This window comes from Paenibacillus xylanilyticus, assembly GCF_009664365.1.
GTDB classification, from domain to species: Bacteria; Bacillota; Bacilli; order Paenibacillales; family Paenibacillaceae; genus Paenibacillus; species Paenibacillus xylanilyticus_A.
In genome coordinates this window covers 1,696,060-1,713,025 of record NZ_CP044310.1, presented here as the reverse complement: position 1 = coordinate 1,713,025, position 16,966 = coordinate 1,696,060, and the positions used below count along the sequence as shown (strand labels likewise).

At 39.9% G+C, this 16,966-nt stretch carries 17 protein-coding genes and 1 pseudogene; 1 reads left to right on the top strand and 17 read right to left on the bottom strand.

What is annotated here, in order from left to right:
• The 16 genes and pseudogenes from F4V51_RS07635 to F4V51_RS07560 all read right to left on the bottom strand — a co-directional run bounded on the left by F4V51_RS07635 (position 1) and on the right by F4V51_RS07560 (position 14,696).
• Positions 1–450, bottom strand: a complete 450-nt coding sequence (locus F4V51_RS07635; protein WP_153977513.1) for a hypothetical protein — start codon at positions 448–450, stop codon at positions 1–3.
• Between the two features lie 112 nt (positions 451–562).
• Positions 563–1,282, bottom strand: a complete 720-nt coding sequence (locus F4V51_RS07630) for a metallophosphoesterase family protein (RefSeq protein ID WP_153977512.1) — start codon at positions 1,280–1,282, stop codon at positions 563–565.
• Between the two features lie 26 nt (positions 1,283–1,308).
• Entirely contained in the window at positions 1,309–1,830 is a 522-nt protein-coding gene (locus F4V51_RS07625) for a phosphotransferase-like protein (protein ID WP_153977511.1), read from the bottom strand.
• 138 nt (positions 1,831–1,968) lie between these two features.
• Entirely contained in the window at positions 1,969–2,502 is a 534-nt protein-coding gene (locus F4V51_RS07620; RefSeq protein WP_153977510.1) for a YfiT family bacillithiol transferase, read from the bottom strand.
• Between the two features lie 279 nt (positions 2,503–2,781).
• On the bottom strand, positions 2,782–3,396 hold the full coding sequence (locus tag F4V51_RS07615) for a CPBP family intramembrane glutamic endopeptidase (protein WP_153977509.1): 615 nt from the start codon (positions 3,394–3,396) through the stop codon (positions 2,782–2,784).
• A gap of 224 nt (positions 3,397–3,620) precedes the next feature.
• A complete protein-coding gene (locus tag F4V51_RS07610) occupies positions 3,621–4,067 on the bottom strand; it encodes a GNAT family N-acetyltransferase (RefSeq protein WP_153977508.1) in 447 nt (148 codons plus the stop codon).
• A gap of 137 nt (positions 4,068–4,204) precedes the next feature.
• Positions 4,205–4,747, bottom strand: coding sequence for a GrpB family protein (locus F4V51_RS07605; RefSeq protein ID WP_153977507.1), 543 nt, complete (start codon positions 4,745–4,747; stop codon positions 4,205–4,207).
• Between the two features lie 232 nt (positions 4,748–4,979).
• Positions 4,980–5,633 (bottom strand): lysozyme inhibitor LprI family protein, encoded by a 654-nt coding sequence (locus tag F4V51_RS07600; RefSeq protein WP_153977506.1) that lies wholly within the window; start codon positions 5,631–5,633, stop codon positions 4,980–4,982.
• A gap of 154 nt (positions 5,634–5,787) precedes the next feature.
• Positions 5,788–6,165: a hypothetical protein gene (locus F4V51_RS07595; RefSeq protein ID WP_153977505.1), complete on the bottom strand. Its 378-nt coding sequence runs from the start codon at positions 6,163–6,165 to the stop codon at positions 5,788–5,790.
• Positions 6,166–6,235: 70 nt separating this feature from the next.
• A complete protein-coding gene (locus F4V51_RS07590; protein ID WP_153977504.1) occupies positions 6,236–6,592 on the bottom strand; it encodes an NIPSNAP family protein in 357 nt (118 codons plus the stop codon).
• A gap of 151 nt (positions 6,593–6,743) precedes the next feature.
• On the bottom strand, positions 6,744–7,625 hold the full coding sequence (locus F4V51_RS07585; protein WP_153977503.1) for a GNAT family N-acetyltransferase: 882 nt from the start codon (positions 7,623–7,625) through the stop codon (positions 6,744–6,746).
• Positions 7,626–8,089: 464 nt separating this feature from the next.
• Positions 8,090–9,640: a hydantoinase/oxoprolinase family protein gene (locus tag F4V51_RS07580; protein WP_153977502.1), complete on the bottom strand. Its 1,551-nt coding sequence runs from the start codon at positions 9,638–9,640 to the stop codon at positions 8,090–8,092.
• The gene (locus F4V51_RS07575) at positions 9,633–10,736 is read right to left on the bottom strand and encodes an S-methyl thiohydantoin desulfurase family protein (protein WP_153977501.1); all 1,104 of its coding nucleotides are present in this window, start codon (positions 10,734–10,736) and stop codon (positions 9,633–9,635) included. The genes F4V51_RS07580 and F4V51_RS07575 overlap by 8 nt, the downstream gene beginning before the upstream one ends.
• Positions 10,737–12,003, bottom strand: a pseudogene (locus F4V51_RS07570) (cytosine permease).
• 130 nt (positions 12,004–12,133) lie between these two features.
• Complete coding sequence (locus tag F4V51_RS07565; protein ID WP_236146716.1) at positions 12,134–13,663, bottom strand: PucR family transcriptional regulator; 1,530 nt, start codon at positions 13,661–13,663, stop codon at positions 12,134–12,136.
• A 280-nt stretch (positions 13,664–13,943) separates the two neighbouring features.
• Positions 13,944–14,696: a nucleotidyltransferase domain-containing protein gene (locus F4V51_RS07560; RefSeq protein WP_153977499.1), complete on the bottom strand. Its 753-nt coding sequence runs from the start codon at positions 14,694–14,696 to the stop codon at positions 13,944–13,946.
• 1,053 nt (positions 14,697–15,749) lie between these two features.
• Between F4V51_RS07560 and F4V51_RS07555 the strand changes: the two genes are divergently transcribed.
• Positions 15,750–16,457 carry a CAP domain-containing protein gene (locus F4V51_RS07555; RefSeq protein ID WP_153977498.1) on the top strand — a complete coding sequence of 236 codons (708 nt, stop codon included), beginning with the start codon at positions 15,750–15,752 and terminating at the stop codon, positions 16,455–16,457.
• 187 nt (positions 16,458–16,644) lie between these two features.
• Here the strand turns inward: F4V51_RS07555 and F4V51_RS07550 are convergent, their stop codons facing one another.
• The gene (locus tag F4V51_RS07550) at positions 16,645–16,938 is read right to left on the bottom strand and encodes a hypothetical protein (protein ID WP_153977497.1); all 294 of its coding nucleotides are present in this window, start codon (positions 16,936–16,938) and stop codon (positions 16,645–16,647) included.
• Between the last annotated feature and the right edge of the window lie 28 nt (positions 16,939–16,966).

The window sequence follows — 16,966 nt, the reverse complement described above, 5'->3', positions numbered from 1 at the left end:
CTATTCTTCGGTCAACTCATACCACGTCTCGTACCCCTCAATGTTTGTATCTGAGTGGTCACTGGCGTCGGATGTCTTGAAATACCTAGCATAATATGCATGTTCAATTGTCTCTTTATTTTGATCCGTGTTGATATCCAGATAGATATTGGATATTTCCAAGCCCCATTTGACACTTTGAGCAATTTCGTTGATGTTATCTACAGTTGAAAATTCGTCCATTTCCATAAGAATGAATTCCAGTTCCTCTTTACTCGGTACCTCGCTCATATCTATTCTGCAAGAAAGGTTTGGACGAGTAAATGTAAATTGGACTTTTTCGATTGACGGAGAAAGTTCTTTCAATTTTTTTGTTAATTCTTTCGTTGTATCGGTGTTGATTCTGTATGTAGTACTGCAACCTGTTGCAAATAGAAGGAAACAAATTAAGAGTACGATCCATTTATTCATTTCGCACCTTCTCAAAGATTTCATACAACGTTCTTGTACTGACGACGCTCAAGCGACTTATACGACAATGGATATGATTTTAGTATATGTCCCCTGCAATCCAGATTAACTTTCAGCAGTTCTTTACCTGCTCCGTTATATACAATCCTTCTTGGAAAATTAAACAATTCAGCTGCATTCCATATGCACACCCGCCATCAATTCCGATCTTATCATCACTAAACCAAATATCGGATGTGCCATGGATATCCATCGTTCGTGTATGTCCAAAGATAACTTTTTTGTTTAGATTCTCAAAAGTATGTCGAATGAATTCATCTTTAATATACATAAAATCATGCTCTGACTGGTTCTTCCAGTCCATAACACTCGGATTCAACCCCGCATGAACATAAATGTGATGATCGTCTTCGTGATATAAAGGCAATTTACTTAAAAAATCGATGTGGTGACCATAAGAAGTCATCATTGTAGCCTTCAATTGATTAAATATCTCATTAGACACTTCGCTATCTATGATATTCATATCACAATAACTTTGAAGGGTTGGTATTCCCCCATGTTCAATAAATTTAGATCTAACCAATTCGCTATCATTATTTATTAAATCAACCAATCGTTGGTCATGATTACCCCGTAAAGCAATGGCATGATGCTCAGTTACTAATTCGATGACTTTATCAACTACTGCTTTGATGTTTGGCCCTCTATCTACATAATCCCCCAGCAAAATCAACTGATCATCTATCGAATTAAATTGGTTCAGATGCAGCATTTGATTCAATTGATCAATGCATCCATGTATATCGCTAATCATAATTGTTCGCTTCATAGAGGCTCCTAACTGTAATTTTATGATTATTTATCGTTTTGAAATAAGGATGTAATAATAATTTTCGCACATTCTTCTGGCGTATTTAAACTTGTATCGACTGAGCAGCTATAGCGAATGTTATGCGACATTATTTTGTTTTGCTCATCAGATTGATCTTCTCTTCTGTCACCACGTTCTACATTTCTCTTACGACAGATATCCAAAGGACAATACACTTCAACAATATCCAAAGGATACCCATTAAAAATTTCTATGACCTTATCGTAATGTGGCTTTAACTCAGGTCTTTCAACAAGGATCCCATCGATTAAAATATTCTTTCCATGATCCGAAAATAATGTTGCTGTGTGATACATCATCATTATGGCTTCACTTAGATGCTTCCAGTAATTATCCTGTAGATGCTTATCACCAATCGTATTTTCAAAAAGATCATTGGCCACAACATAAAAAAACGGTTCAGAGTAAGTTTGCATAGCCTCTACTATTGAGGTTTTACCTGAACTTGTTACACCATTCAAAAATATAATTCTCCCTTTTTCCATGTTTCTCATCTTCCTTTGCATCGGTTATTTTTTATAAGATTTGGGGCTTGACAGTCTCCTATAACGTTAGCCATAGCTTGAATATGTTGTTATGCCTTGTTACCGTCATCTTTGAATTCCTTACAATTCCCCTCATCCTTATATCTCTTTCCAATTCTCTCTTCTTATTAGATTTTCGATTTGAGCTGCATGGTGTTTGTTGTGCCAAATAAACCTTTGTAGAGCTGTCTCTAAAGTAATTCTTCCTAACACTTCGGTTTGTATGGTCCGTTTATATTCTTCAATACTAATCTCTTTGAGCAGCACAAAAAAGCGATGATGCAATATTTCAAGAAGTGATAGCGAATTCTCTACGGGCAACTTCTTGTAATCCATTAATTCTCCCCACGAATCTTCCCGATATGAGTTTGCTAATGGATTATTTTCAGTTAATCCTCTTTTAAATCTGAGGTACGCATTCATGTCATTATCAGCCAAGTGATGTACGACCTGCCTTACTGTCCAACCGTTCTGCCGATACGGAGTCTCCAATTGGTATTGTTCGAGACCAAACAGCAATGTATTTAATCGCTTCGTTAGTTCAGGAATCTGTTTAATCAGATTTATTATTTCATCATTTGAAAGATTATTCTGGGGTTGAAATTGACCAATCGGATATCTGATCTGATCCATCAAATTTATCCTCACTTCTTTAGAATTGCAGTCTCTCTTTGAATAGCTTTCAGAATCTTTTTGACGCTTCAATAATTGTAATCATCTCTTTCCAATGCATCTAAATATTTCGCCTACATTCAGGCATTTACGAATTTAAGCAGCAGACTGATCCAGTGTAGGGTTACCCGCTGATTCCGCTACTTTATAACCTACTATTCTAGGACCTAGGGGTATTCTAGCTCTAAATCATGGATATCAAGTTAGATCAAGCTCCTGAATCCATTGAAATGCTAGAACTTATATCTTAATTATTCTCTTCGAATAGAGAACTGAACAAGAATTAAAGATCATATGTAATCCCAGTGCAAACACAATTGATTCTGTCATCAATGTCATGGATCCCAAAACAATCCCCCCTATACATGCAAAAATCATAAAGCGGATGCTTTCGGAGGATAAGTTGTAGTACTGTAAATGACAGATTGCAAACAGAACGGCAGTAATAATGACGGGGATTGTAACAGGCATATAAAAAATATCCATTAATTTAGAAGAGCCAAACAGAGGCTCAATGTTCGGTAATATCAATCCTCTGTAAATTATTTCTTCTACGATCGGATAGATAAGCACAAAATTTATTATGTTGTATGAGCCAATAGGGTTATAACCCGAAAAGCGTGCTGCTATAACATTTGCAATAACAAGAAAACCGAAGATGGGCAAAGCTTCACCGAAATGAATTGGTATTTTAAAAACATATTCATTATGAAAAAAAGGGATGAGTAATCCAATCATGACTGCCCAAAGTAGCACAGCATGTTTATCAAGATTTCTAAAAGGTAGCTTTCTAATCACTACTTCAACAAGCTTGTGTGAAAACGCTAATAATAGCGATAAGCAAAAATAAATCATTACGGCCCCCCTGGATGTAGCTCTAATCTATAGATTTCATCTAACGTTCCTCATTTGCGCGGAACCTCCCGACTTAAGTCACGAAACGCCGAAGCGACATGTGCTTATGCGGTGTGCACCGTTGTTGCCTGATTCCGCCTCCTCGGTGTCTATAAATGGCGTCAGGGAGTTAGTTAGGCCCGCAGCGTCAATATGATGTTATAAGGCTCCCAGTTTAGTAGCTATTAAACTTTCAATATCATTTCTATTGTGTCTTTAAACCCGAATTGTTTATAAATCTCTTCTGCTTCTGGAGTTGCAAGTAATTTAATCATTTTTACGTCATGACACTTTAACCATTCAATAACTTTTTCGGTTAATAGTGCTGCGTATCCTTTTCGTCTAAACTCTTTTTTAATATAAACATCACCGATAAATCCATAGAATGGTGTTTTGTAAAAACAATACGGTATATCATCTTTAATAAACGCTCCTGCCATTCCAATGATTTCGTCATTGACGTCTATAATAAAATGCTTCATTTTGTTCTGGTTCTGTAATTCCAGATATGCTTTTTCAATTAACTCTTTTGCATTTTCATGTAGTAGATGAATTAAGTTAGCGTCTTCAAACATTTGAATTTTTAAATCTATGATCGATTTTAAATCAGAGTGATCTGATTCTCTTATCAATATACTTTATTATCTTGTGGTTTACCGATTATGAACTGAATCAGCATCTCTAGTTACCTTAACTTGCGAATTAAAGAACGAATGGCCCACAGCGTAGAAACTTTGTTTTCAGATGTCTTCATCTCCCTAAATTACACTTAAATATCTTGGTATTCATTCATTATTCTCGTAATAAATTCAGTCTTTCCAGCATTATAGGCTTGGCGATTGTTACTGTATTTATTAGCTAGTTGGAACTTTAAATTCGCATACTCAGATACTAATAAGGGATGCTTTCTTAGTATATCTCTGAACATTATATGTCTTTTTAATTCTTCACTTTCCCTATTGCATACGTATAGATGATGTTCGTGCTTCTCACTGCCTTTACTAGTGTAGGGTACATAAACGTCCCTTCTTGCAAATGCTTCTCTGTTTTTAATCCCCAAATCACCTTCATGAATATATCCCAATTCTTCTAGCTTTTTGATCGCCTGTGGTAGGCAGTCCATAGATTCAATTACTACATCTATATCAATAATTGGTTTGGCTGAAAGACTCGGGATTGATGTACTTCCGACGTGTTCCATTCGTAATACCAGACCATTTAATTTGTTGGATATAATCGATTCTATTATATTGAACGCTTTTGGCCATTCATTATTGTATCCTTCAATAATTACTGGTTTTTGAATCTTCATTGGATGCTCCTTGCGTATTATTTACGAAGATTTCTGATAGTTTTCTTGTATTCACGAAACGACCCAGCTATAGATACTCTTATCTTCGGCTGGGTCGTATGTTGTCTGACTGTTCTTCCATGATTATACATCTAGAAACCAAAGGGTGGTATCCAGCAGCTTGAATACAGAGATATATGCCGTTACTGCCTTCGAAGTATTACCTAAAAAAACTTTGATCATGATTCCAACATTATTTTTCACTTTGGTATACAAACTCAACTTCACCATCTAGCAAATATCGATATTCAAATAATTGCATTGTTCTTTCCCTAATTCTCTCCCGTATAACCGTGGTTAAGCTTACTGGTCCTCTTGATCCAAGATAACCATTATAAATAAATGTCTCCTCTACAAATTTTGATTCCCTTAAGTGATACTGTAACCATTCTTTCTGCGATTCAATTAGTGCTTCTCTTGGTTCTCTATCCAACTTAGAAAGAAGCGTTTTATATATTTGATTCAACTCTTTATCCCAGATCTCTGTATATTTGCTTTCAAATGCCCCCCATTCCAATGTTGTAATAATCTCTTTGGAATTTTGAAATTCATTAAATTCCACTTCATAATCATGATCTATAGGATTTTGAAGCATTTCATCATAAAATTCTCCTTTCAAATCAAGCTTCCCAATGCTCATGAGTAATATTTTATTGTTAGCAGGATCTGATCGACCTTCCGTTTTTTCTTTTGATTCTGTTCCATCACCTGTACTCACTACATCAGAAGGCAGTTCTGAATTCTTTATTGAATTAGTTTCGCTGTTTAGAGTAGTCAGTTGACTACTCTCTTGACAAGATGAACACATTATCGCCATAAAAAATAATAAGAGTATCTTACCTTTCATAATTTATCTCCTTCAATATTATCTTTAATATTTTCAGGTAATGGCGCATAACGTTCCCGTATTCACAAGCCAGCGCATGCTACGTGTCCGACGAATCTCCACAGTGTTAATATATTGTTATAGGCATTGCCCACTTCTACGAACAAGCTATTAGCTATCTATTTTTTAGCTTTTCCAATAATTCTATCTCCTCTTCCCTTGAAAGTTGTTCTTCCTCTCTTATTCTCGTCTCATCTATCTTCCGTACTTTTAATCCTCTTTTTATGAGCCATTCTTCACCAGGTTTCATTGTAGTTGCTGGATGTGGGTATACATCCTCACTTATAATCTCCTCATCAATTATGTAAATATAGCCACATAACTTACCATTATGAAATCTTGCACCATCCTCGTCATAAGCAACAATAGATGGTTTGTGTGAAAAGATTCTTGCTAACTCTCGATCCTGAGTTATTGTGCTTCCTACCAGTAGTTCATTTAATAATATTGGAGAACCATGAAACCAAGGCTTACTGTAGTCCCAATCCTTCATAAGTATCACCTTCAATTAAGTTAGATAATGGTTCTTCTTTCTATTGTTCTTAGGTTTATTCGTATTGACTTTAGGGATTGCGTCTAACGTCTGATAGTGTAGAAATTAGTTCTTCGTTTCTTACTTCATAGATATATTCCTTAGCTATATGATCTCTTCCCCCGTGAAGTTCATACCAGTCAATGATCTTCTTATAATGTTCTTTGTCACTTCTGATATTCGTTTCAATCTCTTCATATTTTTCAATACTATCATATTCCCAGATTGCAAAAATCTCAGTTGTTTTCTCTGAATGTGGGGCCATCCATCTACCTACTAGACGAGCTCCATTCTTCAACTGATTAGGTAGATTGGTTTCAATGAAGTGTCTGTTAAAGATGTAAACGAATTCATTATTGACGATATAATGCTTTCTTCGATAAAACACAGTAATCATCTCCATTAAGTTATATTAAGTACTCTTCGTCTTACACACTTCGGATGTTTCGGCTAACTTTCCTGTATTCACGACACAGCGTATGCTGGATGTCGGCGAATGCCGGGACTAGGATCTACATCGCTTAATGATGATCGAAATATCAGATGTTATGCCAATAGAAAGTATAATGTGAATGCTGTTGAAATCCTAATGACTTATAAAAATAGCTATTAGAAATAACATATGCTTTTTCAGCACCCAAGGAACGGCTTCTTCTTAAGGCTTCTATGACCACTGCTTTACCAAGCCCCTTACGTCGATACTCCGGAATTGTACATACAGGTTCAACATAAACATAATCAGTTTTCTGACTATACCACAAGCCACAGTATGCAACATAATCACCATCTTCATTTTCAGCAACAATATGTAGAAATGTATTCAAATTTTTCGCTGATAACATTTCTTTTTGCTTACTCATCGTAGTTTCATCAACTGGTACAGGCCCTTCGTTATCAAATGCCTTCCAAAGCATATGATGAAGTTTATATATGTCATTTTTTATATCAATATTTTTTATTGTTATGCCTTCAGAGATTATAAATTCAGAGCTAATATTCTCTAGTTCGAGCTCAAGTATGTTTTCTGTCAAATCATTCTTCACAAAATCATTACTCCGTAATAAATCTAAAATATGAGTATCCTTGTCATTCACCGCAATCCCAAGGCCATTTTCATTACTGAAATTAGCAATAGCATATTCTAATATATCTTTTTCTAACTCTTTAAATCCCTGTTTTGTAGCAAAAAATGCTTCGCCGAAATAATGGTCATAAGTTGCTATAGCTACTAACTCATCATCGAGATACCATAATCCAATTTTATTTTTTAAGTCACGATTAAAATCAGGATGAAAAAACATCCATTCCCATCTTGCCCAATTCCAATTTATATGTTTACGGTCATCTTTTGATAATTCAATCAAAAAATCACAAACTTTATCATAACAAGAATCATCGAAATTTCTAAAAACAATCTTCATTTTAATCCCCCTTATAATAAAAATCCTGAGTCTATTTGTTATTTTCCGTATCTACCTCAGAGTTACTTACAAATTCCTCTTTATAAACAAATATATCCTCCCTCATCCTTTAGTCATAAGTTTTAAACAAGTGTTATATATTGTCTTATAGCAATTTCAGTTGACATCTAATTTAAGTACTTCGTAGATACAACATATTCCTTCCATTATCTGAACTAGGTATATGATAACCCATATTGTTACATTTGCAAGAAAATATTGGAGAAAAAAGAGGCGTCGAGTATCTCTAATCTCCCAAAGCCAAGAGATCCAGTGACTTTGAATGCGCTGGGTAGTTTTCGTACTACCAAGTTGTTCGCGCAATTGTATGACCCAAGTAGCTCCTTAATGTAGCGAAGGTCTGTTCCGTTTCCTAACAAAAAAGAGCCTCACACAAGTTATATCAACTCATGTGAAGCTCTCTTCTACTTCATGTTTCCTACGACCTTCACTCGAAGCCTTGTCGCATTTCCCGGATGATAAGCGAGCGGGGTTTCTTCCACTTCGACCAGTTCAACCGTCGCCGAATCGGCGCCAGCAAGTACCGCCTGTTTCACGGCTTTTTCCCGAGCATCTCTTAATGCTGCCTCACGGGGCTCTGTAGAATAGATGTAAATCTGCTCATATTGGCCGCTGATTTGGGCAATACACGCACCAATGGCGTTAGCCACGCCCCCGTTCTCAGGCTTAATCATATGGGATACCCCGCGAATGGTGTCCGGAATCACGACACTGCCTCCGCCTACCAACACAAGCTCAACATCACCTGAAGATGTCTTCATTTTATCAATGGTCTGTTCTATGATGGCTGCAATTTCGCCCTGCACCTGTTTAGCAAAGTCTTCATCCAGATGCGCTACCAGGCTCTGATCCCCGACATCTGCAAGACCCAGCCGAACGGCAATGTCCGTTGTCGTAAGTGTATTCCCGCCAAAGACAAGTGCCTCTTGTCCGATCCTGTATCCTACGCTGTCCGGGCCAACTGTAATTTTGCCATTCTCCGAGCGCACGATGCTACCGCCGCCCAGTCCCACTGAGATAATATCCGGCATGCGGAAATTCGTGCGGATATCGCCAACCTCGACTGCAACCGACGATTCCCTCGGGAATCCATCCTGCAAAACGCCGATGTCCGATGTCGTGCCGCCCACGTCGAGAACCATCGTATCTTTGATTTTTGCCAAATAAGAGGCACCACGTATGCTGTTCGTAGGTCCACAGGCAATGGTCAGGATCGGAAACTGTTTAGCGTAATCTACTGACATTAAGGTACCGTCATTTTGGCATAAAAACACCGCTGCATCCAATATACCTTCTTCTTCTAAAGCCTGCACAAACCCCTCGGTTGTCGTTTTAATGATCTTGCACAATGCCGCATTGAGGATGGTCGCATTTTCCCGTTCAATTAAACCAACCGAACCAATCAATGAAGAACAGGAAACAGGAAATTCGGATCCGTACTTTTGATGGATGAGATCGCGAACGTGGAACTCCTGATCATTTTTAAGGGATGAAAATACGCCGATGACCGCTATGGATTCAACACTACCGCGCCACTCCTCCAGAAGAGCTGTGATTTCGCCTTCGTCAACTTCTCCGAGCAATTGGCCATCATATTCGTATCCGCCCTTCACGAGAGCATATTTACCCGACAGCTTCTGAACCATATCCTCAGGCCAGGACGTGTACGGAGCAACGGAAGCCGTTGCCGGGTACCCCAGACGAATGACACCGACTTGAGCCAGCTTTTTTCTTTCAACGATGGCATTGGTGCATTGTGTTGTGCCTAACATGGCATGTGTGATTTGATTTTTATCAATATTCGCCCCCTGCAGCAGCTGCCGGAGCGAGGTTTCAATCCCTGTGCGAATATCCAAGGTTGTTGGGGATTTCACCGCATGGATCAACTGATGATTCTCGTTCAAAATGATGGCATCTGTGTTGGTGCCGCCTACATCGATCCCGATTCTATACATTGTCAGCCACCGCCTTTTTCACCATTTCCTCAAGAGGTACATAATCGTAATCATAGCCGAAGTATCTTGGACCTGCCGTCTGGATTCCCTTATCCGTTCTCCACTTTTCATGAGCGGGCAATCCAATAACCCGTACGCGTTTACCGTATTTCAGGCTCTCTGTGGTCACAGGCAACAAGGTTTCGTAATCAACCAGACAGATCAAATCAGGCGTCATCGCTATCACCTGACCGTTCTTTTCAGCAATCAGGTTTTCATTTTGAAAATGAACCTTCATCTCTCCGGCTTTAAACGCCTCGATGCCTTCAAGATGCATGCAGCCGAGATTAAATCCGCCCTTGGTTTCACGGATGACATCCACAATTTTTCCTTGGAATAGCTCATAGCCGGATACCCGTTTCAACAGTTCCTCAAGCTTGTCCTTGGCATCTCGGTTCTTCGATGTAATGATTGCTCCAATCTGTTCGGACAGGGTTACGATATGATGAACGCCACTTTGCTTTATTTGCGCACCCGTTGCCGGATACAGGCTGACTAAAGAACTGGCCCCCATTTCGACTGTAGCTACCCTGGCGAGCCGTTCTGTCCATTTGTTGTCAATGGTCTCGAAGATGCCAATATTCCCTTTCTCATCCGTTATGGCCATCGGCGTCGCTGGAATGCCGTCCAGGTTAAACGTCACCATCTGAAGCTCCGGGAACGCCCGGCCCATACCGTCACAGTCGATCAGAGGCAATCCCAGCTGTGCCGCAACAACAATCGGAATCATGGAATTGACGCCCCCCGCTTCCATCGGAAACGTACCCGCAATCTTGTCTTTTCCTAAATAATTCGCTAATTTCTGAAAAACCTTCACAAACTCGTCCCCGCGAGGGAATTTCTCCACTAATACGGAAGGCGCCCCCATCATTGCAGCTGGAATGAAAAAGTCCTCATCCCCAATCTCGTCCACGGAATATAGTTTGACAGGTCCAAACTTCTTAATGGCCGAGAGAGCCATCAATTTTCCGATATAAGGGTCTCCCCCTCCACCCGTTCCCAGAAATGCTGCTCCGACGGCAATATGTTCAACAGCTGTTTCATCTAAATATCTCATTTATGATTCCTCCAATATAACAGTCTTCTGAGCAAATAAACGATAGCCGATATAATATACGACAAAAGAAATGACAATTCCGGTCAAAGGCTGATTTGGTACCTGCGGAAGGCTTGGGAACAAGGATAACACGACAGGCATGCAGGCTATGATCGCACCAACGAGCCATGAGACAACGCCCAACACGTTCACGCCCTCAACCTCTTGCCAGCGTCTCTTATCCCCTTTGCCAAGCACCCAATACGAAGCAATCATCACGCCTGCCACCGGCGGAATCATAGCCGACAGAATGGACATGATCGGAGTAAAATAGTTAAGTATGCCAACGACAGCGAGTACGGTCCCAAGGGTTCCCGCAATGGCGACAGCCCACTTTTCCTTCTCCTTCGAAACGTTGAACACGTTAATTAAGGCAAAACCACCTGAAATCACATTCACAAGATTCGTTTTCCATGTAGCCAAGATCAAAATCATACCGCCAACAAACGGCGTCATGATGCTCAAAAAGGTGGCTGTGATATCGCTGGCTTGGTAAGCAATCGTCAGGACAGCTCCTGCACCAATCATCAGCAAGCCTGCGGGAACAATCCCGAATAGAGCGGCTTTCAGGACATCAGACCGTTTTTTTCGAAAATTGCGAATAATCTCCCGCGATGACTGCCCCCAGCGCAAATGAACCCAGGGTTACGGCCAGTCCGTCGGTAAAATTCATAACGGCCGCAGGCTTATAGTTTTGGATGATCTGCAGAGACTCCCCAGTCAATGCTTCGATCAGACCGTACACGCTGATTCCGATCAATAAAGGGACGGCAATATAACTGATCACCCGCAGCACTTTAACGCCGTACATGGCCGAAACGACCATCACGAGACCGCAGATGAGTGATGCCAGCGGTACAGGAACATATATACCGATCTCGGCGAGCAGATTGGCCAAAGCTTCCCCGCATACATTCGCCTGAATCCCGAACCAGCCAAGACACGCAATAGCGAGGATAATGGACAAAATCGTTCGAGACCCTGTTTTGCCAAACACCTGACCTGCGACCTGAACCGTCGGCTTTCCCAAATCCGTGCTTTGAATCCCCTGCAAAATCATGAGCAGCACAATAATGGAGTAACCTACTAACGTGACAAGTAATACCTTCGATACTCCCATGCCAGCAATCAGCGCATTCCCTACCAACAAACTCGGGATGCTGATGACTGCCCCAGCCCAGATGATCCCGAGACTGAACCAGGATTGATCCTCTTTAATGGCCTTCATATGATCCCCCCCAATCCTGTTCGTTCGAATATTGTTTTCTTATTGTAAAAGATGAAGGAGGTCAGCGTCTTTTTCAGAAAACAAAAAAAAATCCGATGTTTTTGTCTTATTGGACAAAACATCGGAACTTTTAGTCATGAATGAGACGGTAGACCATGCAGGCGATATAAACATCGTACGATTCGGAATTGATGGTCACATCATATCCGATGAGCTCGCAAATTTTTTTAATGCGATATTTCACCGTATTTTTGTGGACGAACAACAGCTTGCTGCAATCATCCATATTCCCCTTCGCATCCAGCAGAAAAGTCATCAGAGTTTTCAACGCGTCAGGGTCGTCCATAATTGGCTCCATCACGGACAAGCATTCTTCAGTGATTTCTTCCCCTTGCTTACTGAGGTCTATGGCTCGTTGCATAGAACGAACTTCAGCCGCGGTGTACAATTTGCGGTGATGATAAATGCGGTGAACTTCTTTAGAGACTCCGTTAACGAGCTGATACATTCGGCGTACGTCCTGTGTGTTACGCATTCTCGGAGAATAAACGATGCTTGATATGTCATCGATGAGACTCGTCGTTTCGATATATTCCGCTGCGATTTCAAACTCATTGTATTTAGAGGAACAATTCCCTAGCAACACGACAACACAGTGATCGATCGTTTGAATGACCGCGGTTTTATAATATTGCAGGAGATGCGCTTTTAAGTCTTCCCTTACCCTTCTTTCCTCCGACAAATCCCGAACGTACACGAGCCACATCATTTGAATCCCGGAAACGTCAATATGGAGCAAACTGGCCAATCTGCGCATTTTTTCGCTTTCATCATTTACGATGGCTTTAACCAAAGCGTACTCGCTTACCTCGTTATGCTTATCTCCCCACAAATTGATGGCCACCTGCACCACTTCGCTGATTTGATCCATCGTCTTCGGAGGCAGCTTCGTATTCTCTTTAATGAGAAACAGGTAAAGGACCTCCCCGTTTTTTTGATGAACACGTTTATATTCAACAAAGCAGGACGAATCCAGCTCGCCTTCTCCCATTCTGCCGTTCAAAATGGAAGGCGCCATGGACCGGATCAGACTCGTTACATCAAGCGATGAATTGCGCGGCCACATGACACGATTGATGATATCCAGGTTGCTGTTTGTCAGAACGATGTTCGCTTTCATTCGGTCCGACAGCAGTTTAAGGGTAATTTCCACGCTCCGCAAATGTTCCGGCAGCAGCGAGACCTTTTCCAGTGATTCATTCACGAAATGCTCATTCACCTTCTGATTGCTTACGATTGCCTCCATGGCTTCATAAATGACTTCATTATACCTAAGCGAGTAATCGTTTCTCGGCATGCAAATGATAATAAAATTCAGCGATTCTGCTAGCTCAAGCACTTCATCGGCGATATCAGGCAACACAATGCCAACATAGTACAAAATCAATCCCATTTCACCAAGGTCATGCAAGTATTGAACCGTCTGACATTGCTGCTCCACGCTGTCCTTAATGGAATAAAAAGAGCTGATGACCAGCTCTTCAGCGTACCATTCTTCTTGAACGGTTTGAATAATTTGCGAAAAGAAATTGACATCCGCCACTTCTAACACGGATAAAGAGGAAACGGTCTGATGAAGCCTGCTTGTTCCAGTGACCACCTGTGCTCCTCTAAATGAAGGAAGCTGCAGTAAATTTTTAACGGTTACCCCAATTCAACCACCACTTTTTGTTCGATTCATGATGCGCGGCATAACGAAGCAGCCTAAGATAGCTAACATTATATATTAATATAACCCTCGTTATGATAAGTAACCAAGTAAGTTCCCTGGCCAACTATGAAATATAGTCATTTATATTCTAAATATTTATCTAATTATTTTATTAGTTCATCTAATTCAAAAAGTCTACATGTATCTAGATTGCAATTTGTAAATTGCTTTACGATTTTCTCATTGCATTTAAAGCGTTCTCAAAATAGCTATATACTTCATCTGCAATTCCCAGAAACTCTTCAACAAGTACATCACTATCCAAGTAACAAGCATACAGATACTCAACTAAAGCGGAGTCAATCTCGCAATACTTTATTATGGCATTCTTCATCTCAATAATGTCATCTTGCCATACACCTGTATCTACTATAACCAAAGAGTATAATGCACGAATTAATCTCTTCGAATACCCTTTAATATATCTAGTTTTCAACGTGTCATCACTAGCAGTAGAAAGTGAACGACGTATACGATTTACTTCTTCCTTGGTCTCTATATTTAAGTCTAGAATGAACTCTGGAGAAATAACGATCGGTGGTACTTTTTCACCAATATCATCACCATATACGCAAACACAGATGATCTTAACCCAAAAACCCCACTCATTCGGTTTACTTAATACATCGTCAATCGAGCAAATGATCGTATCAATTTTAGTGATGAATGGATATTCTTTCAAAAGCCTGTCTTTAATATTTGTCAATCTTTCGTAATCAATATCTTTTGGATTTGCACAGACTATAGTAAAGTCCGCATCTGACTTATTAGGTGTAGCCGTTCCTTTGGGAATTGAGCCACACACATAAACGCTATGAATCTTACCTTTAAATTCGGTAAGGATCTGATCTATATACTTATCAACAAGCTCCTTATATTCACTTTGTATTGCAATTCTATTTATAATTTTTTCTAGTATCATATAGACTCCTCCTAAATGAAGAAATTCTTTCGGGCTAACGTTCCCGCATTCACGACGCTTGGCGTATGCCAAGTATGTCCGGCAGCCTCTGCTTTATCTCCTGCGAAAGTATGTTCTTTATTACTTGATGCCTTTGAGAAAATACCTGAATTGACTGCTCTGCTAATGTGCGAAATCCCTGAATCCCCTTAGTTTCCGAATTCACTTCACCTTTAGAAATGTTTCGAAAATGAATATTTCCATTCAAAACTCCTATCATTCCATCAATGTTAAACGTGTTATATGCGCTCAGGTATTTTCCAATAAGATCTTTTAAATTTGAGTTCTCCAAGTCGAATCACACTCCTGGATTTTGATATTACATATTTGTCCTGATTTCAGATAACGTTGCTGTATTCACGAATCCGAAGGGTTAAAGGAGCGTAGCGACCGGGTCCGTCAGGACTTGCCTCTCAGTGGTTGTCGCCTGATTCCGCTCTTATCTTAGGCTGAGGCGTTTGTTGACTGATATTTCTTCCATGATTATACATCTGTCAATCAAGGGGCGATAGCCCCGCAGCTTGAATACTGTGTTAAACGCAGTTTCTGACTTCAACAAAATTATCAAATACTAGCTTTCAGTTTGTTATATATGATGCAGTGCAGCATATGGTTTATACCCTATAAAATTGTCTATCCCACCAACGGAGGCGTTTAGTTAAGCAGGACTTCGAAAAGTACACTGTATCTCGCGGCAATAATGAATGAGTGAAATTAGCTTGAATATATTCTCCCAATTATCCATCGAAATACTCCAATCATCAGGAATCCCATTGAAATAGATAACATTCATCCTGTGATGCATTTATGACCCGAAATGGCCTTCTTTATCCATAACCATTCGCAACACGCTTTGCTTTCCTCGAGTCACAAAAAAAAGACAAGGCGATCTAAATGGTATCGATCATAAAAAGTACTGGATAAGGAGAGAACCATATTAGGAATAAGTAAATGGCATACAGGAAAACATAAATCCGGGAACTTCATTAACTAACGGATCTAGGAGGTTGGCAAATGGCAAAGTTTTTCGTTTTAACAATATTAATATTGGTGGCAGGATGTTCGTCCCATAACAATATGATGCAAAAACAAGTGACTCCTGAGCAAAAACAAATTTCAATTCATGATCATGCTGCTGCACCAAACTCTGTCCTCACACAGGCATCATCAACAGCTACATCTTGGCAAGAGAGATCTATTACAACAAAAGAAGCCCAAAATGGAATTCCATTGGATTTGTTGGATCTGATTCAAACACCGGATGGAAATCCAGTAAACCAGGCACCTGCAGAAAATCCTGAAAATAAGGAGCCAACAGGACAAGTACAGGAAGGTAAAAAAAATACTACGGATAAAACAGATTTTGAGCAGCAGGTTCTGGATTTGGTCAATCAAGAAAGGGCCAAAACGGGATTAAGTTCCTTGAGTAGGAATGAAGAATTGTCAAATGTGGCTATGGTCAAGGCACAGGACATGTACAACAACAGTTACTTTGATCATAATTCGCCAACACATGGATCCCCCTTCGATATGATGAAGGAATTCGGGATCACATATAATACCGCTGGAGAAAACATCGCAAAAGGGCAAACCACCCCTGCCCAGGTTATGAAAGAGTGGATGAACAGTCCCGGCCACAAAGCAAATATACTGAATAATAGTTATACTCATATCGGTATTGCTTATTATAACAACACATGGGTCCAGGAATTTACTGGGTAGCGCCTTTCATCTCCCAACAATAAAGTATCAAAAACCCGCAATTTATGTCGGGTTTTTGATACTTACAGATCCTGCATACGCCACAGTTTTGTTTCCTCGAACCGAATAAAAGTAAAGATGAGCACAGCCAGTTCAATAAGAAATTGCCACTCCATATAGCTTTACCAAAGCACACACTACTGATCAATCATGGATAACAGTAGACGATTGAACCGGCTGGTACTTCTTCTGGGGAAATTTCTTTCCCCAAACATATACCGATATTCTTTTTGCCGGCTACAGAATGATTAATTTGAATAGAAACGACTCCATACACTTGCTCTTCCCCGTCCATTTTTTTGATGATAATCTGGTCACCGATCATCTCTTTGATTTTTGACGGAAGTTTTTCATCCAACTCTTCATTGGCCCCCATAACGATGGTTCCGAATTCAGGTGTTTCAAAGACTAAACCAACGCCAAACAACATTGTAGCTTCCATTCTTTGACCACCTTATCCCTGATCTATG